This window comes from Xanthomonas sp. CPBF 426 (assembly GCF_903989465.1).
GTDB classification, from domain to species: domain Bacteria; phylum Pseudomonadota; class Gammaproteobacteria; order Xanthomonadales; family Xanthomonadaceae; genus Xanthomonas; species Xanthomonas euroxanthea.
Genome location: NZ_LR861805.1, coordinates 444,131 through 466,417, shown reverse-complemented (window position 1 = coordinate 466,417; position 22,287 = coordinate 444,131). Strand labels below are relative to the sequence as shown.

Sequence of the window (22,287 nt, the reverse complement as noted above, 5' to 3'; positions counted from 1 at the left end):
CCGGTATGCCCATCGCGCCCGGGTGCGCTCCTGCGCAGGTCTGGCTGCCCATGCCGATCGGCCCAGGCAGGGTATGCACCGCGTCATGCCGCAACGCCGGAGTCATGCCACAACACCGAACCCACCACGTAGGAGCGCACCCAGGCGCGATGAGGCATTACCGCAATGCCTGGTCGCGCCCGGGTGCGCTCCTACGCAGGGCTGGCCCGCGCCGATCGATGCACTCAGCGCGCCACCTGCGCGATCCATTCCTGCAGGTTGTAGTAGTTGGTGACACGGGTGATCCTGCCGTCGTGCACAGTGAAGAATGCACCGCCCGGCAGCACGTAGGTCTGCCCGTTGGCCTCCGGCAGGCCTTCGTCGGTGGTGTGGTAGACCCCGTGCACCACGTACTCGGCACCGACCCGCGTGCCGTCCTCGTTGGCGGTGACCACGACATCGCGCAGTTGCTCGCGGTAGCTGTCGTTCATGCGTTGCAGGAAGGCGGCAAATGCCGCCCGGCCGATCTCGCGCGGGCCCTGATTGAGGTCGTGCGCGACATCGTCGGCCAGGAACGCCAGCATGGCATCCCAATCGCCGCGGTTGAAGGCGTCGTAATAGGCCTGGACCAGGCCGATGGCGTGTTGCCGATTGCGCTCGCTCATGCTCGCACCTGCCGCTGGGAAAGCCGCATCATAGAGCGCGTGCTGCGCTTGGACACGCCTGCCATGCAGCACACCCGGCATCAGGCGCCCTGCACCACCAGATCGCGATGGAAGTAATAGACCTCCTGCAGCAGGAAGCGCCAGCTGGTGTGGAAGCTGCGAAAGCGCGTGCTGGGCGTGGAGGAGGCCAGCGCGTCCACCCCCAGCTCCTGGCTCAGCCGCAGCGCGCGCGCCATGTGCAAGGGGTCGCTGACGATGATCGCCCGGTGCATGCCGTGCCGGTCCATCAGCGCGCGCGCCTGTTGCAGGTTCTGCCGGGTGGTGCGCGAGACCGTCTCGATCACGATCGCTTCCGGCGGGACGCCGTGGCGTAGCGCATAGCGCCGCGCCACCTGCGATTCGGCAAAGCGCGCGCCGTTGCCGAAGCCGCCGGTGAACAGCAGCCGCGGCGCGTAGCCCTGCGTGTACAGGTCCAGCGCATGCCGGATGCGCTCCTCGAACACCGGCGAGGGGCGCGCGTCGTAGGCGGCCGCACCCAGCACGATGATCACGTCGGCCGGCGCGGCCTGGTCGCGATCGCCGACCCAGACGATCCAGCCGGCCACGCCCACCAGCCAGATCAGCGCCAGCATGCACAGGCGCCAGCACCAGCCCCACAGACCGATCCCACGCGAGCGCCTGCTCACGCCGCGGCCCAGGGCAGCGCGTCCAGGTCGACATTGCCGCCGGACAGGATCAGCCCGACCCGCCGCCCGGCGAAGCGTGCCGGGTCGGCCAGCACCGCCGCCAGCGCAATCGCCGAGGACGGCTCCACGACCTGTTTGAGAACCTGCCAGATCAGCCGCATCGCCTGCACCACCGCCGCATCGTCCACGGTGATCACCTGTGCGCCGGCGGCCTGCAACAGCGCGAAATTCGGCGCGCCCAGGGTGCCGCGCAGGCCGTCGCAGAGCGTGTCGGGCACGAAGTCGACCAGGCGCTCGCCAGCCGCCAGCGAGCGCGCGGTATCGGCCGCCCCGCTCGGCTCGGCCAGCACCAGCTTGCAGCCCGGCGCCGCTTGCAGCGCCAGCGCCGTGCCTGCCGCCAGCCCGCCGCCTCCGACCGGTGCCACCAGCACGTCCAGCCCGCCGCTCTGCCGCAGCAGCTCCAGCGCGGCGGTGCCCTGCCCGGCGATCACGGCCGGGTCGGTATACGGATGCACCAGCGTCGCGCCGCTGCCGGCCTGGACCTCGGCACACATCTGCTCACGCGCCGCGATGGTGGGCGCGCAACGCCACAGCGTGGCGCCGTGACGGGAAATATTGGCCAGCTTGGCGGCCACCGCGCCTTCGGGCACCACCACATGGCAGCCGATCCCGCGCGTGCGCGCGGCAAGCGCCAGTGCGGCGCCGTGATTGCCGGACGAATGGGTGACCACACCGCGTGCGGCAAGCCCGGACGGCAATGACCACACCGCGTTGCAGGCACCACGGAACTTGAATGCGCCGCTGCGCTGCAGGTGTTCGGCCTTGAAGAACAGCTGCGCGCCGCAGAGGGCGTCCAGGCTGTGCGCGGTCAGCAGCGGTGTCGGCGCGCACTGCGGCGCGATGCGCGCAGCGGCTTGCAGGACGTCGGAATGGGCAAGAGGGACCGTCTCGATCATGCCTGCAAGATTAACGTATCGTCCCCGCCTTCACGGCTGCAGGCGCGCTGCCCGCGCATGCTGGATCGATGAAGAAGCGCCACATTGCGGCACAGTTAAGGACCGATTCAATGCATCGGTTCGAAAGTGACACCATGGTTGCAGGAGGGCACCATCGATGAAATTCCGTCTGATCTTCGCCGCCGGGCTGTTGGCCCTGGGCGGCTGCGCAACGTACGACTACACCGGCGCTGGGTCGGGCGGCTATTACCGCGGCGCGCCCGCGGTGCAGTACCGCTACCCGCCGGGGTACTCACCGTATTCCTACGGCAGCCCGTACGGCTACCCCTATGGTGCCGGGTCGATCGGGCTGTACGACTACCCGGTGTATCCGGTCTACCGCGGCGGTGGCGGCTATTACTACCGCCAGAACGATCGACGCCCGCAGTACCGGCCGCCGCGTCCGAATGGCTCGTTCTACGGCCCGCGTCCGAACGGCCCCCGCCCCAACGGGCCGCGCCCGCAGCAACCCAATCGCCCACCGGCGACCGGTGCGCCGCCGTCGCGGCCGCCGCCACGCATCGGTGCACCGCCGCGGGTGATCCGTGAGATTCAACGGCAGACCGCACCCCGCAACACACGCCAGCAGATTCCCTGAGTGGCTGACTGCGACGTGGCCCACAAATGATGATGTTGGGGGCTTGCGTTCAGCCGGCACTTGGTCGCAAGCTAGGTGCTCTGTGTGACCCGCCACGTCATTTTTTGACCTGACTCGCTTCACTGACCGACTTATGTCGATGTCCGACAGGGAAATCTGGATCCCCCCTGTTCCGGCCCTGTCGGATATCGGCGCCTCCAATGCATAAAGCCCCGGCATGCCGGGGCTTTATGTTTTTGTCGTCCGCTCTGCCGTACCTGTGGGTATCCCAACCCGGCAGGCGGGCCTGCGGCCGGCATGGATTCCGGAAAAAAATAAGGGTCGGCAGTCCCCCGACTACCGACCCTTACGCGACCCCGTCGCACGCGTGGCTGGCCCCTGTTCCAATTCCAGCCTTGCGCCCATGTCGCAATGCCACGACGGGTGCAGTAGGGATATCCGCACGGAACATGCCAACTTGAGCACCACTGTTCGATAATGTGATTGAAATCACACTTTTAGTGATTTCGTGACCATCCCCGTCCTCCAGCCGATACTTTCGCGGCCGCCAACCTTCTTCTGCTCCTGGTCCACGCCCATGTCCGACTCCTTCTATCGCTACGACGTCATCGTGATCGGCGGCGGCCATGCCGGCACCGAGGCGGCGCTGGCGTCCGCGCGCGCCGGTGCCCGCACCTTGCTGCTGACCCACAACATCGAGACGGTGGGCGCGATGAGCTGCAACCCGGCCATCGGCGGGATCGGCAAGGGCCATCTGGTCAAGGAGATCGACGCGCTGGGCGGGGCGATGGCACGCGCGGCGGATCAGGCCGGCATCCAGTGGCGCACCCTCAATGCCTCCAAGGGGCCGGCGGTGCGCGCAACCCGCTGCCAGGCCGACCGCAACCTCTACCGCAATGCGATCCGCCGCATCGTCGAGACGCAGCCCAACCTGACCGTGTTCCAGGCAGCGGTGGACGATCTGATCATCCACCACGGCGCTGCCGAAGCCGACAGCGTGCGCGGCGTGGTCACCCAGACCGGGCTGCGTTTCGAAGCGCCGGCGGTGGTGCTGACCGCCGGCACCTTCCTGGCCGGCAAGATCCATGTCGGCGAAACCCAGTACGCGGCCGGGCGCATGGGCGACCCGCCGGCCACCACGCTGGCCGCGCGTCTGCGCGAGCGGCCGTTTGCGATCGACCGGCTCAAGACCGGCACCCCGCCGCGCATCGACGGGCGCACGCTCGACTACGGCGTGATGGCCGAACAACCCGGCGACGATCCGCTACCGGTGATGTCGTTCATGGGCCAGCTCGGCGATCACCCGCGCCAGGTCAGCTGCTGGATCACCCAGACCACCGAGCGGACCCACGACATCATCCGCAGCGCGCTGCATCGCTCGCCGCTGTATTCGGGGCAGATCGAAGGCATCGGCCCGCGTTACTGCCCGTCGATCGAAGACAAGGTGGTGCGCTTTGCCGAGAAGACCAGCCACCAGATCTTCGTCGAGCCCGAAGGCCTGGACGTGGCCGAGATCTATCCCAACGGCATCTCCACCTCGCTGCCGTTCGACGTGCAGCTGGCGCTGGTGCGCTCGATCCACGGGTTTGCGCAGGCGCACATCACCCGCCCCGGCTATGCGATCGAATACGACTTCTTCGACCCGCGCGGGCTCAAGGCCTCGCTGGAAACCAAGGCAGTGGGCGGGCTGTTCTTCGCCGGCCAGATCAACGGCACCACCGGCTACGAGGAGGCCGCCGCCCAGGGCCTGCTCGCCGGCCTCAATGCCGCGCGCCATGTGCAGGGATTACCGGCGTGGTCGCCGCGCCGCGACGAGGCCTACCTGGGTGTGCTGGTGGACGATCTGATCACCCACGGCACCACCGAGCCGTATCGCATGTTCACCAGCCGCGCCGAATACCGGCTGCAGCTGCGCGAGGACAATGCCGATGCGCGCCTGACCGGCGTCGGCCGTGCCATGGGCCTGGTCGACGATGCGCGCTGGGCGCGGTTTGCGGCCAAGCAGGAGGCGGTGCAGCGCGAAAGCACGCGCCTGTCGCTGCTGTGGGCGACCCCGGGCAATGCGCTGGGCCGCGAAGTGGCCCAGACCCTGGGCGTGGCAGTGAGCCGCGAAACCAACGTGCTGGACCTGATCAAGCGCCCCGAACTCAACTACGCCACGCTGATGCGCGTGCCGACCCTGGGGCCGGGCGTGGACGATGCGCAGGTGGCCGAGCAGGTGGAGATCAGCGTCAAGTACGCCGGTTACCTGGATCGCCAACGCGACGACATCGCGCGCCAGCAGCGCCACGAAACCACGCCGATTCCGGAAGGATTCGATTACGCTGGCGTGCGTGGGTTGTCGATCGAAGTGCAGCAGAAACTCGAACGCGTGCGCCCGCAGAACATCGGCCAGGCGCAACGCATTCCCGGCATGACACCAGCGGCGATCTCGCTGCTGCTGGTGCATCTGGAACGGGCGCGCCGCAGCCAGGTGGCGTGAGCGCCCGCCGATGCGCTGACACGTTGATGTCGGCGGCCTGATCGCCCCATCGCTTTACACGCCGAAAATGCGTGGATGCTTGTCAACCGATGTCATGGCGCGACTCCATGTCGCCGCATGCGAAGCAATGCGCCGGTATCGCACGGGCGATGCCGGGAAGCTTGATGGAGGTCGCGACCGAGTTGGTATGCTCCGGCACCACTGACGACGTCCTGACCATGAACCCACTGCGCGCGCTGCTGTCGGCTACCTACCGAATCGCCTGCCCCGCCCTGCTGCTGATGCTGGGCGGCACCTCGCAAGCGGCCGCGCAGACCGAGGAAGACGGGCGTTACTGGCTGAGCGTGTATGCCCAGGGCAAGCTGCCGGTCGAGAACCTGTACTGGAGCATGGATGTGCATCCGCGCTGGCGCGAAGAAGGCGAGCAGTTCGATCAATTGATCCTGCGTCCCGCGGTGTTTTACCGGCTCACTCCCAAGGCCAGTGTCTGGATGGGTTACGACACCATCATCAGCCACCCGGCCGGGCAATCCTCCAACCGCGAAAACCGCTGGTGGGGCCAGTTTCAATATCAGTTCGATCCGATTGCCAACATCACCATCACCAGCCGCACCCGCCTGGAGCAGCGTCACCGCGAAGGATTCAGCGATGAAGGGTATCGGGTGCGCCAGATGATCAGAGCGGTCCGGCCCAGTGCGTTGTCTGCACAACTGTCGTGGGTGGCGTTCAACGAACTGTTCGTCAATCTCGACCAGACCGAATGGGGTGCGCGACGCGGCCTGGACCAGAACCGCGTCTTCGTCGGCATCAACTGGAAGTTCAACGACGTTGCCAATGTCGATGTCGGCTATCTGAACCAGTTCGTCAATACCAGCACGGTGGACCGCGAAAACCACGTGCTGATGACCACCTTCCGCTTCAATTTCTGAAGCGTGATGGGCGGCCGCAAGACTTGCGCGGCCACCGGCTCGGCCGGGGCTTCCCGACGCCGGTGACCTGCATGCGCGAGTGGCTGCAGTGCCGCGGCAGCGCGCGCATGCACGCCTGCCGCATGCATGCCTTACGCCGCCCTGCGCTCGACGGCAGGCAGCAAGCGCTGGCGCAGTAGCAGCGCCGCCATCTCCAGCGTTTCGTCGGCGGCGCGCAGGACCCCGCCCATATTGATGAAGCCGTGGATCATGCCGGGAAAGCTGTGCAGGGTGACTTCCACGCCGGCTGCGCGCAGACGTTCGGCATAGCCGCGTCCTTCGTCGTAGAGCATGTCGCGGTCGCCCACGATGACCAGTGCGGGCGCAACGCCGGCCGCCTCCGGCACCAGCATCGGCGAGACGCGCCAGTCCTGTGCAATGGCGGGATCGGGCAACAGATGCCGGTTGAAGAAGCGCACCGCCTCGGTGGTCAATGGCGGCAGGCCGGCGTTGTGCGATCGCGATGGATACTGCCCGTTGTCCTCGCGCGCATCGGTCAGCGGATATACCAGCACCTGGCAGCGCAACGCGATCCCGGCGTCGCGCGCGGCCAGCGCCGCGACCGCGGCCATGGCCCCGCCGATACTGTCGCCAGCCACTGCCAGGCGCCGTGCATCGGCACCTACCGCATCGGGCTGGGCAACCAGCCAGTGCAGGGTCGCCAGCACGTCCTCCACGCCCGCCGGCGCGGGATGTTCCGGCGCCAGGCGATAGTCGACCGCCAGCAGCTGGCAGCCGGCACGCGCCGCCAGTTGCCGGCAGACGTCGTCATGGGAGTCCAGGTCGCCCACCACACCGCCGCCGCCGTGCACGAACAGGCAGGTCGGTGCGGGGCCGGCGGTTAGCCCTGGCGGGCGATACAGGCGCAGGCGCACCGGGCCGGCTGCGGTATAGGCCTGCAGATCGCGCACCTCGGCCATCTCCACGCGTGGAAAACCCATCTGCGCGCCGAGTGCACGCATCATTGCGCGGGCACCCTCGAGCGGCAGGGTCTCCATGGGTGGTTGAGCGGCGTGTTGAAGCTGGGCAAACAGGCGCACGACATCGGGATCAAACGACATGACGGACTCTCCAGGAGACGATGGCTGAGCCTGCCAGATACTTATGATCAATCACCATCGACCGTCATCAATCATTTCAATGGCGTTGCCGACTGTGCGCCACAGCGCCGCAAAATCCGGTGCTGCCGACGCATGCAGCCGCAGTGGCGGTGTCCAGCAACCGGTCGCCGCGATCGGGCGCCGCTGGTTTTTTGCTGCACTGCAACGCATCTACGCGCCTGCACCGGCGCGCACCTGTGCGATCTCCCTGCGCGCTGCATGCCGGCAGCGCTGTCGCTGTGCCGCCGCTGTGCCGCCGCTGTCGCGCCGACGCGCGCGCCAGGGCAGCGGCAGTCTAGTCGTCGTCCTCGGCAGCGGCCTCGCGGCCCTGCTGACGGATGAGGTTTTCCTGGCGCGCGTCTTCGATCGAGGCGCGGATGGCACGCACGTCGGCCCGGCGGGTGTCGAACTTGAAGCGTCCGGTCAGCACGCTGTCCGGGCGCAACTCACCCTTTTCGAACAACGCCCACATCTCTTCGCCGTAATGGGTTTCCAGCAGTTCCGGTGCAAACCGTCCCAGGCAGTCGCGCAGGTTGTGCACATCGCGCAGCAGCATGTCGCGGGCGGCGTTGTTGCCGGCAGCGCTGACCACCTGCGGGAAGTCGATCAACACCGGGCCCTCGGGCGAGACCAGCACGTTGTATTCGGACAGATCGCCGTGCACCAGGCCCAGCGACAGCATCTTGACCACGTCGCCGATCAGGCTGGCATGGAAGCTGCGCGCCTGTTCCGGTTCCAGGTCCACCTCGCCCAGCCGCGGTGCGCTGTGGCCGGCCTCGTCGGTGACCAGGTCCATCAGCAGTACGCCATGGAAATAGCCGCGCGGCCTGGGCACGTGCACGCTGGCATCCATCAGCTGATAGAGCACCTCGGCTTCGGTGTTCTTCCACGCGGTCTCGGCTTCGCGCCGGCCGAACTTGGTGGCCTTGCCCATCGCGCGCGCCTGGCGGCTGCCACGCACCTTGCGGCCTTCCTGGTACTGCACGCGCGCCTGGAAGCTGCGTTGCGCCATGTCCTTGTAGACCTTGGCGCACAGGATGTCGGCGCCTGTGCTGACCACGTAGACGGATGCTTCCTTGCCGCTCTTCAGTGGTCGCAACACTTCGTCGATGATGCCGTCGTCGATCAGCGGTTGCAGGCCCTTGGGGGTTTTCATGGACTAAGGGGACCGATCCGAAACAAACCAGCAACGATTATGCGGCAACCAGGGTGAAGCGCTTACATGTCCGGGCACAAGCTGCGACCGGGCGCATGCATCGGCGGGAGCGCTTACCATGCATGGACCCCTCCAGCCCGCGATCCGATGCCCGAGCCCGCCTCCAGCCGACGCAAACGCCCCACCGCCGTAGCCACCGCCGTAGCCACCGCCGGTAGCGAACGCGGCCTGCCGCATGAGTTGATGCAGCAGATCGCCGCGGCCCAGGGCGACCCGGACTTCATGACCTCGCTGGGCCGCGGGCTGGTGGTGCTGAGCGTGTTCGCCCAGCACGCGCGCGAGGTGACGATGTCGCAGATCAGCCTGGAGACCGGCATCTCGCGCGCGGCGGTGCGGCGGGTGCTGCACACCCTGGCCAAGCTGGGCTATGTCGGCGAGCAGGGCCGCGGCTACGTGCTGCTGCCACGCGTGCTGGGGATCGGCGGCGCCTATGCGGCGTCTTCGTCGATGACGGCGGCGGCGCAGCCGGTGCTGGACGGGCTGCGCGACCAGTTGCACGAATCCTGCTCGCTGGGCGTGCTGGACGGCGACGACCTGCTGTACGTGGCGCGCGCAGAAACGGTGCGCATCATGTCGATCGGGCTGCGCCCGGGCACACGCCTGCCGGCCTATTGCACCTCAATGGGCCGGGTATTGCTGGCCGCCCTGCCCGGCGACACCTTGCAGGCGTACCTGGAGCGCACCACGCTGCGCCCGCGCACCGACCGCACCGTGACCCAGGCATCGGCATTGCTGGAGGTGCTGGCACGTACGCGCCGCGAAGGCATGTGCCTGACCGACCAGGAACTGGAAATCGGCCTGCGCTCGATCGCGGTACCGGTGCGCAACCTGCGTGGCGAGGTGATCGCCGCGCTCAACATCGGCGCCCAGGCCGGGCGCGTGAGCCTGCAGACGATGCAGACGCTGCTGGAGCCGTTGAAGCAGGCGGCGCAGCGGCTGGGCGCGTTGTTGAGCTAGCGGGCTGCCGGCGCGCTCAGCGTGGCCGGCGCAGGAAACTCACCACCGCATCCACCCAGGCGGCATGGGTGTCCTCGACATGTGCCACGTGATCGGCGTGCGGCAACGTGACCCAGCTGCGGTCTTGGCTGCGCAGACGTGCGTATAGATGCGCGTTGTCCGCCTGGGTCGCGATGGGATCGTCGACGCCACGCAGCAGCAAGACCGGCAGCGTGGTCACCTGCTCCGGCTGGAAGGCGAACTGCTCCATGGCGCGCCAGTCGGTGCGCACCGGGTCGGCCGACACCGCCTGCGCCACATAGGCCGCACGCACGCCGGGCGGTGCGGCGTTGGCGGTGATGAAGTCCTCGCCGGCCGCCGCGGCCGTGGTGCGCGCACGCACTGGCTGCGCAGGCGCCGGGGTGGCGTCGGGGGCTGCGTCGACATCGTCCGGGAAGCCGTACAGCACCAGCGCCGACACTGCCTGCGGGTGTTGCTGGCCGATCAGCAGCGCCACCCGCGCGCCATTGGAATAACCGAGCAACGCCGGCGCCGGCAGCTGCGGGTGCTGACGGGCCACCCAGGCCAGCACCGCACTGACGTCGGCCACGGCGCGCGCGGGCGTGTTCCAGCCGCTGGGATCGCGCGCACTGCCGCCATAGCCGCGCAGGTCCACCGCGTAGGCGGCATAGCCGGCCTGCGCCAATGCCGCCAGCACCGAGCGCGCATCGCGCGGTTCGTCGGGAACCTGCAGGTCGAAATTGGGCAACGCACTCCAGGTGCGCCCATGCACCAGCAGGATCGTGCCGCGCGGCTGCGCTGGCACGCGCGACCACACCGCCAGCGTCTGGCCATCGTCGGTGCGCACCTGCGCCAGGCGGGTCCCGGGCCCGGGATGCGGTTGGGCCTGCAGCCCGGAAGCGGCGAGCAGCAGCAAGAGCAGGCAAACGGTACGCAGCAGCATCGGCAACCTCGTGGGGAATGTCCTGTGCGAACGGAAGCGGTTGTCCGTCGCCGCATGTCCATCATCCCGTCGTCGATGGGCGATGTCATCACCGGCCGGTGTGCTCACGGCGCCGCCAGCACGCAACCAGATGCATTGCATCTGCATTCTTGCCGCCACCTGCGCTGCTGGCCTAGCAGCGGCACGCCATACGAACCGATCGCGGTGCATCGCCGCCTGGCGTGTCAGCGACGCGTGCCTGCTGCACTCGCGCGTCGCCGTGGTTGTCAGCCTTCGCTTGCCGGCCCTGCGTCGCCCGCCTGCTCCTCGAGGATGGGCTTGGCCAGCGCAAAGGCATGGTTGGCGGCCGGCACGCCGCAATAGACCGCGGCCTGCAGCAACACTTCCTTGATCTGCTCGGGGGTGACGCCGTTGTTGCGCGCGGCGCGCACGTGCAGCTTGAATTCCTCGTCGTGGCCCAGCGCGACCATCATCGCCAGGGTCAGCAGCGAACGGGTGTGTGCGGGCAGGCCATCGCGGGTCCAGATGGTGCCCCAGGCATAGCGGGTGATCAGCGCCTGGAACTCGTCGGTGAACGCGGTGCGTGCGGCCAGCGAGCGCTCGACATGCGCATCGCCCAGGACGCGTCGGCGCTCGCGCAGACCTGCCTGGTAACGCTCGTCTTCGTGCATCGGAGTTCTCCTGCGTGGGAATGGGGAATGGGGAATGGGGAATGGGGATTCGGGATTCGGGATTCGGGATTTGGGATTCGGGATTTGGGATTCGGGAATGGGGAATCGGGAATCGGGACGTTGCAGATCACCTGCGGCCGCAGGGTAGGCGCTGACGCATCAGGTGCATGGGTCGCCGTCGACGTTGCCGACCCCCGGATCGGGGTGCCGGCTTCGCGTGTGGGGCAACTGCCGGGCTGGGCGTGCGAGGGTCACACGTGGTCGGCCTGCAGAAAGCCCAGCACGCTGTCGTTGAAGGCGGCCGGCGATTCGAGGTTGCAGATATGCCGGCCGGGCACCTGCGCGTAGTGGCCGCGTGGGGCGGCATAGGCGATCTCGCGCAGATCGGCCGGCGGACAGACCGGGTCGTCGTCGCCGGCCAGTGCGAGCAGTGGCAGTTCCAGGGTGTCGAGCGCGCCGCGGAAGTCGGCGTCGGCCACCGCCTGGCAACAGGCGATATAGCCCTGCGGCGAGGTCGACACGAAGGCGGCCACGATCATGTCCAGGCGCTGCGCATGGCGGGTGGCAAACGGCGGCGTGAACCAGCGCTGCAAGGTGGCATCGACCAGCCCCGGCAGGCCTTCGCTGCGCACCTGTTCGATGCGCGCGTTCCAGCTCTGGCTGCTGCCGATCTTCTGCGCGGTGGCGCACACCACCAGCCGGCGCAGGCGCTGCGGCGCATGCAGGCCCAGCCATTGCCCGGTGAGTCCGCCGATCGACAGGCCGCAGAAGTCGCTCTGCGCGATCTGCAACGCATCCCACAGCGCCAGCACGTCCTGGCCCAGGTCGGCAACGCGGTACGGGCCGGGCGGCGTGTCCGAATCGCCATGGCCGCGGCGGTCATAGCGCAGGATGCGGTAATACGGCGCAAACGCGGCGATCTGCGCGTCCCACATGTGCAGGTCGGTGCCCAGGGAATTGCAGAAGGTCAGGCAGGGGCGGCCTTCGGTGCCGTCGAGACGGTAATGCAGGCGATGCGTGGGCAACTGGAGATAAGCCATCGGAGCACCGTCAGCGGGATGAGGAACCGGCCAGCACGCGATCGATCCAGACCGAGGACATGCCGCGCCAGCTGTCCACATCGAACACCGCCTGCAGTTGCGCCTGCGTGAGCACCGCGCCCACCTGCGCGTCGTCACCGAGCACCTCGCGCAGATGGCGCTGCTGCGCCTGTGCACACGCCACCGCGCGCTCGACCAGCGCATGCGCCTGCGCCTTGCCGAGCCTTGGTGCCAGCGCGAACACCGCCGCCTCGGCATACAGCGCGCCGCCATGGCTGTGCAGGTGCGCGCGCATGGCGGCGCGATCCAGTTGCAGGTCGGCCAAGCAGGCCTGCATCTGCGCCAGGCTGCCGGCGGTCAGGCACACGACCTGCGGCAAGGTCTCCCATTCGGCATGCCATTGCCCGGCGGCGCGTTCGTGCGGCTGCGCCATCGCGCTGAACAGGGTCGCAATCAGGCCGGGCACGCGCGTGGCGGCGGCAACCGCGGCGACGCTGGAGACCGGGTTGCGCTTGTGCGGCATCGCCGAGGAGCCGCCCTTGCCGGCCGCGGCCGGCTCGAACACCTCGCCGACTTCCGACTGCATCAGCAGCACCACGTCGCCACCGATCTTGCCCAGGGTGCCGGCCAGCAGGCCGAACGCACAGCCAACCTCGACCAGGCGATCGCGGGCGGTATGCCACGGCAACGCGGGCAGCGGCAGCGCCAGCGTCGTTGCCAGCGCCTGGGCGACAGCGAGACCGCGCTCCTGCAACGACGCCAGCGTGCCGGCCGCACCGCCGAACTGAAGCACCAGGCCATCGTGTTGCAGGGCCTGCAGGCGGTGGTGCGCGCGCTGCAGCGCATCCAGCCAGCCGGCGACCTTGAGCCCGAGGGTGACCGGCACCGCCTGCTGCAATAAGGTACGACCAGGCAGGCCGGTGTTGCGTTCGCGGTCGGCCAGCGCAGCCAGCTCGGCGCACAGGCCTTGAAGGCGCGGCAGCAGCAGGTCGAGCGCGGCACGCAGCTGCAGCACGGTGCCGGTGTCGATGACGTCCTGGCTGGTGGCGCCCCAGTGCACCCAGCGCGCGGCCTGCGCATCGTGGGCGGCCACGCGTGCGGTCAGCGCCTTGACCAGCGGAATGGCGGGGTTGCCGGCAAGTGCGGTGGCCTGGGCCAGCGCGGCCAGATCGTAATGCTGCACGTCGCAGGCGGCCGCAATCGCCTGCGCGGCCTCGGCGGGAATCACGTCGCATTGCGCCTGCGCGCGGGCGAGCGCGGATTCGAAATGCAGCATCGCCTGCACGCGCGCCGCATCGTCGAACAACGCGTCGCAGGCAGGCTCGCCAAACAGGGATCCCAGCAGGGAAGACGTCGCAGTCATGCATGGCCTCTGGTGGCGTGCCGGCAGCATGGCACCGATGCGCGGGAGTGCCAACTGGCGTGCGCGGTGGGGCGTGGTGCAAACGCAGGTGTGCGTGGCGTGCACACGCGTTCGTCTGGCGTGGTCATGCGCGCGGCCTGCGTGTTTCGCCAATGCAACTGACCCTGCGGATCACGGCGCCGCGCGCCGGTCACGTGCCGATCGCGACGGGTCATCGACGGCATCGCGCGTTGCCACGTGGTTGCTTGCCGCGCTGCATCACCGCGCAGCGTCTGCACGCGGATGCAGGCGTCGTGCTCATGCGGACACATCGCAGCAGCCAACAGCGCGCCGACGATGCGATCAATAGTGGAAGAACACGGTTTCCGCATCGCCCTGCATATGAATGTCCCACACGTAGTCGCTGCCGCCACGCGACTGGGCCAGCAGCGTACCGCGACGTTCTGCCGGCACCAGGGCCAGGATGGAATCGCTGCCCAGCTGCGGGTCGTCGGCGAAGTACAGCCGCGTCGACACCCCACGCAACAGGCCGCGCATGAACACCAGCACGGTCAGATGCGCGGCCTGCGGCACGCCGCCGGGGCCAGCGACCCGGCCCGGCTTGATGGTGCTGAAGGAAAAACGCCCCTGCGCGTCGGTCGGCACGCGGCCCCAGCCATCGAAGCCGGGATCGTGCGCCTCGCAGCGTGCGTCGGCGGCATGCGCATAGATGCCGGCCGCATCGGCTTGCCACAGTTCCAGCACCGCATCGGCCACCGGGCTGCCGGCGCCGTCGAAGACGCAACCGCTGACCCGCACGTGCGTGCCTGCGACCTGCGCAGGCGCGAGCTGCTGGCGATACAGCGGCTCCAGCCCGAGCCGGTAATACGGGCCAACGGTTTGCGACGGGGTAGTGTGCAGGCTCATCGATTCACTCCCAGACCGTTTGCTTGCGGCCGCGCAACACGATGTCGAAGCGGTAGGCCAGCGCGTATTCGCTCACCGCGTTTTCCCAGTCGAAGCGGGACACCATGCGTTCGCGCGCCAGCGCATCGTCCACGCAGTTGTAGATCGGGTCGTGCGCCAGCAGCGGGTCGCCGGGGAAATACATCTGGGTGATCAGCCGCTGCCCGATGCCATCGCCATGCAGCGAAAAATGGATATGCGCCGGCCGCCAGGCGTTGTAGTGATTGCGCCACGGATACGCGCCCGGCTTGATGGTCTTGAATGCATAGCGGCCGTGGTCGTCGGTGAGCACCTGGCCGGTACCGCGGAAGTTGGGGTCCAGCGGTGCGTTGTGCCGATCCCCGGCATGTTGATAGCGGCCAGCGGCATTGCATTGCCACACCTCCACCACGCTGTTGCGCACCGGCTTGCCGTTTTCGTCGAGCACGCGGCCAGACACGATGATGCGCTCGCCCAGCGGCTCGCCCGCGAAGCCGGCAGTGAGGTCGGCCGCATGCGCGCCCAGGGTGAGCCGATTCAACTGCGGCCCGGTGACTTCCGACAGCGTGGCCGGGATCTCGATTGGCGCGCGCGTGGGCCCGCGCAATGCGGTGGATGCGTAGGGTGGATGCAGATAGGCCGGCTGCGTGCCGATCCGCGGCCGGCGATAGCCAAGCAGCGGATCGATCGGTGTGTCAGAGCTGGGGTCGCGCATGCGGGATCTCCATCGGTGGCGCTGCGGCAGGATCAAGACGTGGGTGTGCGGTCACGGCAGCGGCGGTTGCAATCGGCGCACTACACGCGCTCGATTGCCAGCGCCACGCCCTGCCCCACCCCGATGCACATGCTGGCCAGCCCGAGCCGCCCGTCGACCGCTTCCAGTTGCCGCAACAAGGTCAGTGCCAGCCGCGCGCCGCTCATGCCCAGGGGATGGCCCAGCGCGATGGCGCCGCCATTGGCGTTGACGTGCGCAGCATCGTCGGCCAGGCCGAATGCGCGCGTGCAGGCCAGCACCTGCGCGGCGAAGGCTTCGTTGAGTTCGATCGCATCGAACTGCGCGATGCCCAGGCCCAGGCGTGCCAGCAGGCGCTGCGTGGCCGGCACCGGGCCGATCCCCATGTAGGCCGGCTCCACACCCGCCGAGGCGAAGCCGAGCACGCGTGCGCGCGGGGTCAGCCCATGCGCGCGCACGGCCTGCTCGGATGCCAGCAACATGGCGGCAGCGCCATCGTTGAGACCGGACGCATTGCCGGCCGTCACCGTGCCGGGCTGGCGGAACACCGGCTTGAGCTTGGCCAGCATCTCGGCGGTGGTGTTCGGGCGTGGATGCTCGTCGCGATCGACAGCGGTCGCCTCGCCCCCTTTGCGTGCGGTCACGGACACCGGGGTGATCTCCCCCTCGAAAAATCCCGCTGCCTGTGCGGCGGCGGCGCGTTGCTGGCTACGCAGCGCGAACGCATCCTGGTCTTCGCGCGCGATGGCGTGGCGCTGGGCGACGTTTTCGGCGGTTTCGCCCATCAGCTCCACGCCATAGGCACCCTGCAGGCGCGGATTGACGAACCGCCAGCCCATCGTGGTGTCTTCCAGCTGTTGGGTGCGGGCGAACGCGCTCTCGGCCTTGCCCATGACCCAGGGCGCGCGCGTCATCGACTCGACCCCGCCGGCGATCGCCAGCCCCAGTTCGCCGGCACGGATGCCGCGCGCCACCGTGCCGACCGCGTCCAGCCCGGAGCCGCACAGGCGGTTGAGCGTGCTGCCCGGCACCGAACTGGGCAAGCCCGCCGGCAGCAGGCTCATACGCGCGACATTGCGATTGTCTTCGCCTGCCTGGTTGGCGCAGCCCAGATACACGTCATCGATCAGCGCCGGCTCCAGTTGCGGATTGCGTGCCATCAACGCGGCGATCGGGACCGCGCCCAGGTCGTCGGCGCGCACCCCGGCCAGTGCACCGCCGTAGCGCCCGATCGGCGTGCGGATGCCATCGATCAGATAGACCGCGCTCATGCCTCGGCTCCGGCTGCCTGCTTGCCGTGCGCCGCGTCGGTGCGTGCCTGCAGCGCGCGCAGCGCCTGCAATTCCGCGGCACTGGGCGGGGTGGTCTGCGCCAGAGCGTCGGCAAAGCGGATCGGCCAGCCGGTGGCCGCGCGTACCTGCTCGCGGGTGCTGCCGGGATGCAGCGCGGTGACGGTGAGTTCGCGGGTCACGGGGTCGGGCTCCATCACGCACAGGTCGGTGACGACCACGCTGGGGCCGGCGCCGGGCAGGCCTGCACGCTGCCGCGCATCGCCACCGTCCAGATGCCCGACCGTGGTGACGAAGTCCAGCGCGGGCACGAAGTTGCGTGTGGATTGGCGCATGATGATGAACACCTGCTTGGCGCTGGCCGCGATCTCCGGTGCCCCGCCTGCGCCGGGCAGCCGCGTCCTGGGCGCCGCGTACGGGCCGATCACCGTGGTGTTGAGGTTGGCATGGCGATCGATCTGCGCCGCGCCCAGGAAACCCACGTCCACGCGGCCACCCTGCAGCCAGTAGCGGAAGATCTCCGGCGTGGAGACCACGGTGTCGGCGGTGTCGGCCAGTTCGCCGTCGCCGATCGACAACGGCAGCACGTCCGGGCGGGCGCCGATCGGGCCAGATTCGTAGATCAGGGTGACATCCGGCGCATGCGTCAGCCGCGCCAGGTTGGCGGCGGTGGATGGCAGGCCGATGCCGACGAAGCACACCGCGCCATCGGGCAGGCGCCGCGCCGCCGCCACGGTCATCATCTCGTTGGTGCTGTAGTCGCTCATGCGGCCACCTGCAGCAGCGATTGCGCGTACACGCGCTGGAACGCTGCGAAATCGTCGGTGTCGAGAATGTGCGTCTGGATCCAGGCCTGGAAGCGTGCGCGGTCGCGCGCGATCGCATCCCAGGCCAGATAGAAGCGGTTGTCGCGGGCGTAATAGCCATGCGCGTACGAGGGCGCGGCGCCCCCGGGCACGTGGCAGACCGCATCGACCACCCAGCGCGGCAGGATGCAGGCGTTGGGCGGCGCCTCCAGCGTGTCGACGATCTCCTCCACCGTCACGATCACCTTGCGCGCGGCCAGCGCGGCCTCTTTCTGCACGCCCAGGATGCCCCACAGCAGCACATTGCCGCGGCGGTCGGCCTGCTGCGCATGGATCACGGTGACATCGGGGTTGACCGCCGGCGTGGTGGCCAGCGTCTCGCCGGTGTAGGGGCATTGCAGGAAGCGGATGCTGTCGTTGACGCGCGGCAGGTCCGAGCCGACGTACCCGCGCAGCACCGCAAACGGAAGGCCCGAGGCACCGGCCACGTAGGCATTGGCCATGTCGGCATGGCTGTGTTCGCGGATCTGCAGCGGCTGCGGCCAGCCGTGTTCGACCGCATCGCGCAGCCGGTGCAGCGAGCCGACGCCGGGATTGCCACCCCAGGAAAACCGCAATGCCGATGCGCAGCCGGCGCCGATCAGCTGGTCGTAGATCAGGTCCGGGGTCATGCGCACCAGGCGCAGGTCGCGCTTGCGCTGGCGGATCACCTCGTGGCCGGCCGCATGCGGAATCAGATGGGTGAAGCCTTCCATCGCCACGCAGTCGCCATCGGCGATCAGCTGGGACACCGCTTCTGAAAGGGGGACGATCTGGGCCATTGCCTGGGTCCTGCGCAGCGAGCGTGCGGTCACGTTAGGCGCAGCTGCACGGCCCGGTCAATGCGATTATCGGTGTACAAATTCGATAATCGCACAATTTCGCTGCGCGACTGACACTCCAGCATTGTCTCCGGTGTATACATAACTTCGCTTGCAAGCAGACGCCAGCGCTGGCATGGGCGTCAACTGGTTGCCAGCCGGCGCCCCACTGCCGATCCGCACCCCAGGTTGTATACAAACCCCAGGAGTCACGGTCATGTCCCAGTCCAAGCAGCTGTTTCCCCTCAACGCGTGGTATGCCGTCGCCTGGGACCACGAGATCAAGCACGCGCTGACCCCGCGCAAGGTCTGCAACCTGGATGTGGTGGTCTACCGCAGCACCGCCGGGGCGGTGATCGCGCTCGAAGATGCGTGCTGGCATCGCCTGGTGCCGCTGTCGATGGGCAAGCTGCGCGGCGACGATGTGGTGTGCGGGTATCACGGGCTGGTCTACAACAGGCAGGGCCGCTGCGTGCACATGCCCTCGCAGGAGACCATCAATCCCTCTGCGTGCGTGCGCAGTTTTCCGGTGGCCGAGAAGCATCGCTATGTGTGGATCTGGCCGGGCGACCCGGCGCAGGCCGACACCCGCCTGATTCCCGACCTGCACTGGGCGCACGACCCCGCCTGGGCCGGCGATGGCCGCACCATCTACGCCAAGTGCGACTACCGGCTGGTGCTGGACAACCTGATGGACCTGACCCACGAGACCTTTGTGCATGGCTCCAGCATCGGCCAGGACGAGATTGCCGAAGCGCCGTTCGAGGTGATGCATGGCGACCGCTCGGTGGTGGTGTCGCGCTGGATGCGCAATATCGACGCGCCACCGTTCTGGGCCAGCCAGATCGCGCGCCATCTGGATTACCGCGGCAAGGTCGACCGCTGGCAGATCATCCGCTTCGAAGCGCCCGGCACCATCGCCATCGATGTCGGCGTGGCCATCGCCGGCACCGGCGCGCCGGAGGGCGACCGCAGCCAGGGCGTCAACGGCTACGTGCTCAATACCATCACGCCCGAAACCGACACCACCTGCCACTACTTCTGGGCGTTCATGCGCAACTACGCGCTGCACGATCAATCCCTGACCACACTCACCCGTGCAGGCGTCACCGGCGTGTTCGGCGAGGACGAGGCAGTGCTGGAAGCGCAGCAACGCGCCATCGATGCGCATCCGGATCACACCTTCTACAACCTCAACGTCGATGCCGGCGGGATGTGGGCACGCCGCGTGATCGACCGGCTGATCGCCCAGGAGCAGCGCGCGCAGGAACTGTCGCTGCGCATGGTGGGCTGAGGCAGCGCGCCGGGAGCTCCGTATGTCGCCCACCACTCCGTTTCGCAGCAGTGCCGCGCAGACCACGCGTGCGCTGCTGTCGCTACGCGAACTGATCCTCGACGGCACCCTGCCCGCCGGAACGCGCCTGTCCGAGCTGGCGGTGGTGCAGCGGCTGGGCATGTCGCGCACCCCGGTACGCGCGGCGTTGCAGCGGCTGTGCGAGGAAGGCCTGGCCAGCGCACTGCCGGGCGGCGGCTATGCGGTGCAGGCCTTCAGCGAACGCGACGTGCACGATGCGATCGAACTGCGTGGCACGCTCGAAGGCCTGGCCGCGCGCATCGCGGCCGAACGCGGCGCGTCGGCCGCGGCACTGGTCCAGGCACGCCGGCTGCTGGACACGCTCGACGGCATCGTCGGCCCGCCGCTGCAGGCCATCGACTTCAGCGCGTACGTGCAGGCCAATGCGCAATTCCACGCGCTGCTGGTGGCCATGGCCGGCAGCGATGTGCTGGGCCGCGAACTCACCCGCGTGCTGCAGCTGCCGTTCGCCTCGCCCAACAGCCTGGTCATGGCGCAGACCACCAGCACCGAGGCGCGGCTGATCCTGACCCTGGCGCAGGACCAGCACCGCGAAATCATCGCCGCCATCGAGGACCGCCAGGGCGCGCGTGCCGAAGCGCTGATGCGCGAACACGCACGGCTGGCCCATCGCAATCTGCGTCACGTGCTGCAGACCCCGGCGGCAATCACCCGGGTGCGCGGTGGTGCATTGATCGGCCGCGCCCATCCCGCCACCGCTGGCAGCAGCCAGCCCGCCCTTCTGCCTGGAGTTCCCCATGCGTAAAGACACCCAGTGGCACCGCGCCCATGTCGTCAGCATCGCCGATGCCTGCGAGGGCGTGCGCGAGATCGTGCTCGACCCGGGCACCGCGGCACGCGGCTTCGAGGTCGGCAGCCATCTGGATTTTCGCCTGCAGCTGCATGGCCGCGCCGACGTGCGCTCGTACTCGCTGGTGGGCGAGCCGCGTGCCGACGGCTACTACCAGATCGCGGTACGGCAGATGCCCGACAGCCGTGGCGGCTCGCGGCACATGTGGACGCTGCAGCCCGGCGATGTGGTGGAGATCTCCCCGCCCAGCAACAACTTCGCGCTGGATGAAGGCGGCGAGGAGATCCTGCTGATCGCCGGCGGGATCGGCATCACCCCGATCATCGGCATGGCGCAGCGGCTGGCGCGCCGCCGCCGCGCGTTCCGCCTGCTCTATGTCGGACGTACGCGCCGTGCAATGGCCTATGTCGACGAACTGGAAGCGCTGCTTGGCGAGCGCCTGCAACTGCACTGCGACGACGATGCCGGCCGGCCGGAGCTTGCTGCCGAGCTGGCGCGGCTGTCGCCCGCTGCCGAGGTGTACGTGTGCGGCCCGCTCGGCATGCTCGAAGCGGTGCGCCAGCACTGGCACGCGGCCGGGCGTTCGCGCGCGCGGCTGCATTTCGAGACCTTCGGCAACAGCGGGCGGGTGCCGGCGCAGGCCTTCGTGGTCAAGCTGCCCGGGCTCGGGCTGGAAGTGCCGGTGGCCGAGAACGAATCGATGCTGGATGCGCTGGCCGACGCCGGGGTGGAGCTGATCGCCGAATGCCGGCGTGGCGAATGCGGGCTGTGCGCGGTCGAGGTGCTGGACAGCGCGGCCGATATCGATCACCGCGATGTGTTCTTCAGCGACGAACAGCGCCGCGAGAACCGCAAGCTGTGCGCCTGCGTCTCGCGCGCGGTGGGCGGCAGCATCACCATCGATACCGGCTACCGGGGCGAGCTGGGCTGAGCGCGGCCATCGACACGCCGGCGCTCACGCGGCGCGTGTTTGCATCCTCACGCGCATGCGCGATCATCTGCGCATGGAGTCGACTCACTACAGGACGGTCCCGGCGCCGGCACTCAACCCGCGCCAGGAACAATTGGTGGCATTGGTGCGGCAGCAGGGCTTTGCCGAGGTGGAAGGGCTGGCGACGCGCTTTGAGGTGACGCCGCAGACCATCCGGCGCGACCTGACCCTGCTGTGCGATGCCGGCGTGCTGCGCCGCTATCACGGTGGCGTCAGCATGCCCTCGAGCGTGGAAAACCTGGCCTACACCGCGCGCAAGGCGCTGCAGGCGCGCGAGAAACAGCACATCGCCGCGCAGGTCGCCCGCTTCATCCCCGACGATGCCTCGCTGTTCATCAACCTGGGCACCACCAACGAAGAGGTCGCGCGCGCCTTGCTGCAGCACCGCGGCCTGCGCGTGATCACCAATAACCTCAACGTGGCGGTGATGCTCAGCGCCAATCCCAGCTTCGAGGTGATCGTGGCCGGCGGCGTGGTGCGCGGGCGCGACCAGGGCGTGACCGGCGAGGCGACGGTAGAGCTGATCCGGCAGTTCAAGGTGGACTTCGGGGTGATCGGCATTTCCGGCATCGACCTGGATGGCACCTTGCTGGACTTCGACTACCAGGAAGTACGCGTGGCCCAGGCCATCATCGAACACTCGCGGCAGGTGTTGCTGGCCGCCGACCACAGCAAGTTCGGCCGCAACGCCATGGTGCGACTGGGCGCGATCGCCCAGGTGCACGACTGGTTCACCGACCGGCCGCCGCCGCAGGAACTGGCCGCCGTGCTGGCCGAGGCCGGCACCCGCGTGCACCTGGCCGCGCCCGACAACGCCGGCTGAGCCAATTGTTCGTTTGTGTGCGTTTGCGGAACG

The 22,287-nt window shown here is 68.5% G+C and carries 22 protein-coding genes; 8 read left to right on the top strand and 14 right to left on the bottom strand.

The genetic code is table 11. The annotated features are described in order from the left end of the window. Positions 1-224: 224 nt before the first annotated feature. The 3 genes from H7A87_RS01995 to H7A87_RS01985 all read right to left on the bottom strand — a co-directional run bounded on the left by H7A87_RS01995 (position 225) and on the right by H7A87_RS01985 (position 2,286). On the bottom strand, positions 225-644 hold the full coding sequence (locus tag H7A87_RS01995; RefSeq protein WP_115675733.1) for a nuclear transport factor 2 family protein: 420 nt from the start codon (positions 642-644) through the stop codon (positions 225-227). 80 nt (positions 645-724) lie between these two features. After that, on the bottom strand, positions 725-1,342 hold the full coding sequence (locus tag H7A87_RS01990; protein ID WP_104649188.1) for a YdcF family protein: 618 nt from the start codon (positions 1,340-1,342) through the stop codon (positions 725-727). After that, positions 1,327-2,286 carry a pyridoxal-phosphate dependent enzyme gene (locus H7A87_RS01985; protein ID WP_119129385.1) on the bottom strand — a complete coding sequence of 320 codons (960 nt, stop codon included), beginning with the start codon at positions 2,284-2,286 and terminating at the stop codon, positions 1,327-1,329. Before H7A87_RS01985 ends, H7A87_RS01990 begins: the two co-directional genes overlap by 16 nt. Positions 2,287-2,443: 157 nt before the next feature. On the opposite strand from H7A87_RS01985, the gene H7A87_RS01980 reads away from it, so the two are divergent. The 3 genes from H7A87_RS01980 (at position 2,444) to H7A87_RS01970 (ending at position 6,334) form a co-directional block, all read left to right on the top strand. Then, entirely contained in the window at positions 2,444-2,923 is a 480-nt protein-coding gene (locus H7A87_RS01980; protein ID WP_047124571.1) for a hypothetical protein, read from the top strand. 577 nt (positions 2,924-3,500) lie between these two features. Then, a complete protein-coding gene (gene mnmG / locus H7A87_RS01975; protein ID WP_119129384.1) occupies positions 3,501-5,405 on the top strand; it encodes a tRNA uridine-5-carboxymethylaminomethyl(34) synthesis enzyme MnmG in 1,905 nt (634 codons plus the stop codon). Between the two features lie 281 nt (positions 5,406-5,686). After that, the gene (locus H7A87_RS01970) at positions 5,687-6,334 is read left to right on the top strand and encodes a DUF2490 domain-containing protein (protein WP_166766813.1); all 648 of its coding nucleotides are present in this window, start codon (positions 5,687-5,689) and stop codon (positions 6,332-6,334) included. 131 nt (positions 6,335-6,465) lie between these two features. On the opposite strand, the gene H7A87_RS01965 is transcribed toward H7A87_RS01970, so the two are convergent. Together H7A87_RS01965 and H7A87_RS01960 are read right to left on the bottom strand one after the other, a co-directional pair. After that, positions 6,466-7,434, bottom strand: a complete 969-nt coding sequence (locus H7A87_RS01965; RefSeq protein WP_119129383.1) for an alpha/beta hydrolase — start codon at positions 7,432-7,434, stop codon at positions 6,466-6,468. 334 nt (positions 7,435-7,768) lie between these two features. Continuing rightward, complete coding sequence (locus H7A87_RS01960; RefSeq protein ID WP_115675730.1) at positions 7,769-8,629, bottom strand: PA4780 family RIO1-like protein kinase; 861 nt, start codon at positions 8,627-8,629, stop codon at positions 7,769-7,771. A gap of 147 nt (positions 8,630-8,776) precedes the next feature. Between H7A87_RS01960 and H7A87_RS01955 the strand changes: the two genes are divergently transcribed. Beyond that, positions 8,777-9,646, top strand: coding sequence for an IclR family transcriptional regulator C-terminal domain-containing protein (locus H7A87_RS01955; protein WP_119129382.1), 870 nt, complete (start codon positions 8,777-8,779; stop codon positions 9,644-9,646). 16 nt (positions 9,647-9,662) lie between these two features. Here H7A87_RS01955 and H7A87_RS01950 read toward each other — a convergent pair whose 3' ends face one another. The 9 genes from H7A87_RS01950 to H7A87_RS01910 all read right to left on the bottom strand — a co-directional run bounded on the left by H7A87_RS01950 (position 9,663) and on the right by H7A87_RS01910 (position 18,236). After that, positions 9,663-10,589: an alpha/beta fold hydrolase gene (locus tag H7A87_RS01950; protein WP_104649096.1), complete on the bottom strand. Its 927-nt coding sequence runs from the start codon at positions 10,587-10,589 to the stop codon at positions 9,663-9,665. A gap of 266 nt (positions 10,590-10,855) precedes the next feature. Beyond that, the gene (gene pcaC / locus H7A87_RS01945; protein ID WP_104583844.1) at positions 10,856-11,260 is read right to left on the bottom strand and encodes a 4-carboxymuconolactone decarboxylase; all 405 of its coding nucleotides are present in this window, start codon (positions 11,258-11,260) and stop codon (positions 10,856-10,858) included. A 251-nt stretch (positions 11,261-11,511) separates the two neighbouring features. Then, positions 11,512-12,300 (bottom strand): 3-oxoadipate enol-lactonase, encoded by a 789-nt coding sequence (pcaD, locus tag H7A87_RS01940; protein WP_119129381.1) that lies wholly within the window; start codon positions 12,298-12,300, stop codon positions 11,512-11,514. A 10-nt stretch (positions 12,301-12,310) separates the two neighbouring features. Next, on the bottom strand, positions 12,311-13,693 hold the full coding sequence (locus tag H7A87_RS01935) for a 3-carboxy-cis,cis-muconate cycloisomerase (protein WP_180496862.1): 1,383 nt from the start codon (positions 13,691-13,693) through the stop codon (positions 12,311-12,313). Positions 13,694-14,005: 312 nt separating this feature from the next. After that, positions 14,006-14,569 (bottom strand): protocatechuate 3,4-dioxygenase subunit alpha, encoded by a 564-nt coding sequence (gene pcaG, locus H7A87_RS01930; protein ID WP_119129379.1) that lies wholly within the window; start codon positions 14,567-14,569, stop codon positions 14,006-14,008. Between the two features lie 4 nt (positions 14,570-14,573). Next, the gene (pcaH, locus tag H7A87_RS01925; protein ID WP_119129378.1) at positions 14,574-15,302 is read right to left on the bottom strand and encodes a protocatechuate 3,4-dioxygenase subunit beta; all 729 of its coding nucleotides are present in this window, start codon (positions 15,300-15,302) and stop codon (positions 14,574-14,576) included. Between the two features lie 80 nt (positions 15,303-15,382). Beyond that, positions 15,383-16,591: a 3-oxoadipyl-CoA thiolase gene (gene pcaF / locus H7A87_RS01920; protein ID WP_119129377.1), complete on the bottom strand. Its 1,209-nt coding sequence runs from the start codon at positions 16,589-16,591 to the stop codon at positions 15,383-15,385. Beyond that, on the bottom strand, positions 16,588-17,376 hold the full coding sequence (locus tag H7A87_RS01915) for a CoA-transferase subunit beta (protein ID WP_119129376.1): 789 nt from the start codon (positions 17,374-17,376) through the stop codon (positions 16,588-16,590). The genes pcaF and H7A87_RS01915 overlap by 4 nt, the downstream gene beginning before the upstream one ends. Beyond that, positions 17,373-18,236, bottom strand: a complete 864-nt coding sequence (locus H7A87_RS01910; RefSeq protein ID WP_119129375.1) for a CoA-transferase — start codon at positions 18,234-18,236, stop codon at positions 17,373-17,375. Before H7A87_RS01910 ends, H7A87_RS01915 begins: the two co-directional genes overlap by 4 nt. Positions 18,237-18,492: 256 nt before the next feature. Between H7A87_RS01910 and H7A87_RS01905 the strand changes: the two genes are divergently transcribed. From H7A87_RS01905 to H7A87_RS01890, 4 genes are read left to right on the top strand one after another with little or no spacing between them, the layout of a single operon-like run. Further along, positions 18,493-19,569, top strand: coding sequence for an aromatic ring-hydroxylating dioxygenase subunit alpha (locus tag H7A87_RS01905; protein WP_119129374.1), 1,077 nt, complete (start codon positions 18,493-18,495; stop codon positions 19,567-19,569). 22 nt (positions 19,570-19,591) lie between these two features. Continuing rightward, positions 19,592-20,395, top strand: a complete 804-nt coding sequence (locus H7A87_RS01900) for a GntR family transcriptional regulator (RefSeq protein WP_119129373.1) — start codon at positions 19,592-19,594, stop codon at positions 20,393-20,395. Further along, complete coding sequence (locus H7A87_RS01895) at positions 20,388-21,371, top strand: PDR/VanB family oxidoreductase (protein ID WP_119129372.1); 984 nt, start codon at positions 20,388-20,390, stop codon at positions 21,369-21,371. Before H7A87_RS01900 ends, H7A87_RS01895 begins: the two co-directional genes overlap by 8 nt. 55 nt (positions 21,372-21,426) lie before the next feature. Next, positions 21,427-22,254, top strand: a complete 828-nt coding sequence (locus H7A87_RS01890) for a DeoR family transcriptional regulator (protein WP_119129371.1) — start codon at positions 21,427-21,429, stop codon at positions 22,252-22,254. The last annotated feature ends 33 nt before the right edge of the window (positions 22,255-22,287 follow it).

Excerpts from the sequence above, each read along its gene's own strand:
- H7A87_RS01900 (WP_119129373.1), top strand. The coding sequence starts at position 19,592 with ATGTCGCCCACCACTCCGTTTCGCAGCAGTGCCGCGCAGACCACGCGT.
- H7A87_RS01915 (WP_119129376.1), bottom strand. The coding sequence starts at position 17,376 with ATGAGCGACTACAGCACCAACGAGATGATGACCGTGGCGGCGGCGCGG.
- H7A87_RS01910 (WP_119129375.1), bottom strand. The coding sequence starts at position 18,236 with ATGGCCCAGATCGTCCCCCTTTCAGAAGCGGTGTCCCAGCTGATCGCC.
- H7A87_RS01905 (WP_119129374.1), top strand. The coding sequence starts at position 18,493 with ATGTCCCAGTCCAAGCAGCTGTTTCCCCTCAACGCGTGGTATGCCGTC.
- H7A87_RS01995 (WP_115675733.1), bottom strand. The coding sequence starts at position 644 with ATGAGCGAGCGCAATCGGCAACACGCCATCGGCCTGGTCCAGGCCTAT.
- H7A87_RS01935 (WP_180496862.1), bottom strand. The coding sequence starts at position 13,693 with ATGCTGCCGGCACGCCACCAGAGGCCATGCATGACTGCGACGTCTTCC.
- pcaF (WP_119129377.1), bottom strand. The coding sequence starts at position 16,591 with ATGAGCGCGGTCTATCTGATCGATGGCATCCGCACGCCGATCGGGCGC.
- H7A87_RS01890 (WP_119129371.1), top strand. The coding sequence starts at position 21,427 with ATGCGCGATCATCTGCGCATGGAGTCGACTCACTACAGGACGGTCCCG.
- H7A87_RS01980 (WP_047124571.1), top strand. The coding sequence starts at position 2,444 with ATGAAATTCCGTCTGATCTTCGCCGCCGGGCTGTTGGCCCTGGGCGGC.
- pcaG (WP_119129379.1), bottom strand. The coding sequence starts at position 14,569 with ATGAGCCTGCACACTACCCCGTCGCAAACCGTTGGCCCGTATTACCGG.
- H7A87_RS01950 (WP_104649096.1), bottom strand. The coding sequence starts at position 10,589 with ATGCTGCTGCGTACCGTTTGCCTGCTCTTGCTGCTGCTCGCCGCTTCC.
- H7A87_RS01895 (WP_119129372.1), top strand. The coding sequence starts at position 20,388 with ATGCGTAAAGACACCCAGTGGCACCGCGCCCATGTCGTCAGCATCGCC.
- pcaC (WP_104583844.1), bottom strand. The coding sequence starts at position 11,260 with ATGCACGAAGACGAGCGTTACCAGGCAGGTCTGCGCGAGCGCCGACGC.
- mnmG (WP_119129384.1), top strand. The coding sequence starts at position 3,501 with ATGTCCGACTCCTTCTATCGCTACGACGTCATCGTGATCGGCGGCGGC.
- H7A87_RS01955 (WP_119129382.1), top strand. The coding sequence starts at position 8,777 with ATGCCCGAGCCCGCCTCCAGCCGACGCAAACGCCCCACCGCCGTAGCC.
- H7A87_RS01960 (WP_115675730.1), bottom strand. The coding sequence starts at position 8,629 with ATGAAAACCCCCAAGGGCCTGCAACCGCTGATCGACGACGGCATCATC.
- pcaH (WP_119129378.1), bottom strand. The coding sequence starts at position 15,302 with ATGCGCGACCCCAGCTCTGACACACCGATCGATCCGCTGCTTGGCTAT.
- H7A87_RS01985 (WP_119129385.1), bottom strand. The coding sequence starts at position 2,286 with ATGATCGAGACGGTCCCTCTTGCCCATTCCGACGTCCTGCAAGCCGCT.
- H7A87_RS01970 (WP_166766813.1), top strand. The coding sequence starts at position 5,687 with ATGCTGGGCGGCACCTCGCAAGCGGCCGCGCAGACCGAGGAAGACGGG.
- pcaD (WP_119129381.1), bottom strand. The coding sequence starts at position 12,300 with ATGGCTTATCTCCAGTTGCCCACGCATCGCCTGCATTACCGTCTCGAC.
- H7A87_RS01965 (WP_119129383.1), bottom strand. The coding sequence starts at position 7,434 with ATGTCGTTTGATCCCGATGTCGTGCGCCTGTTTGCCCAGCTTCAACAC.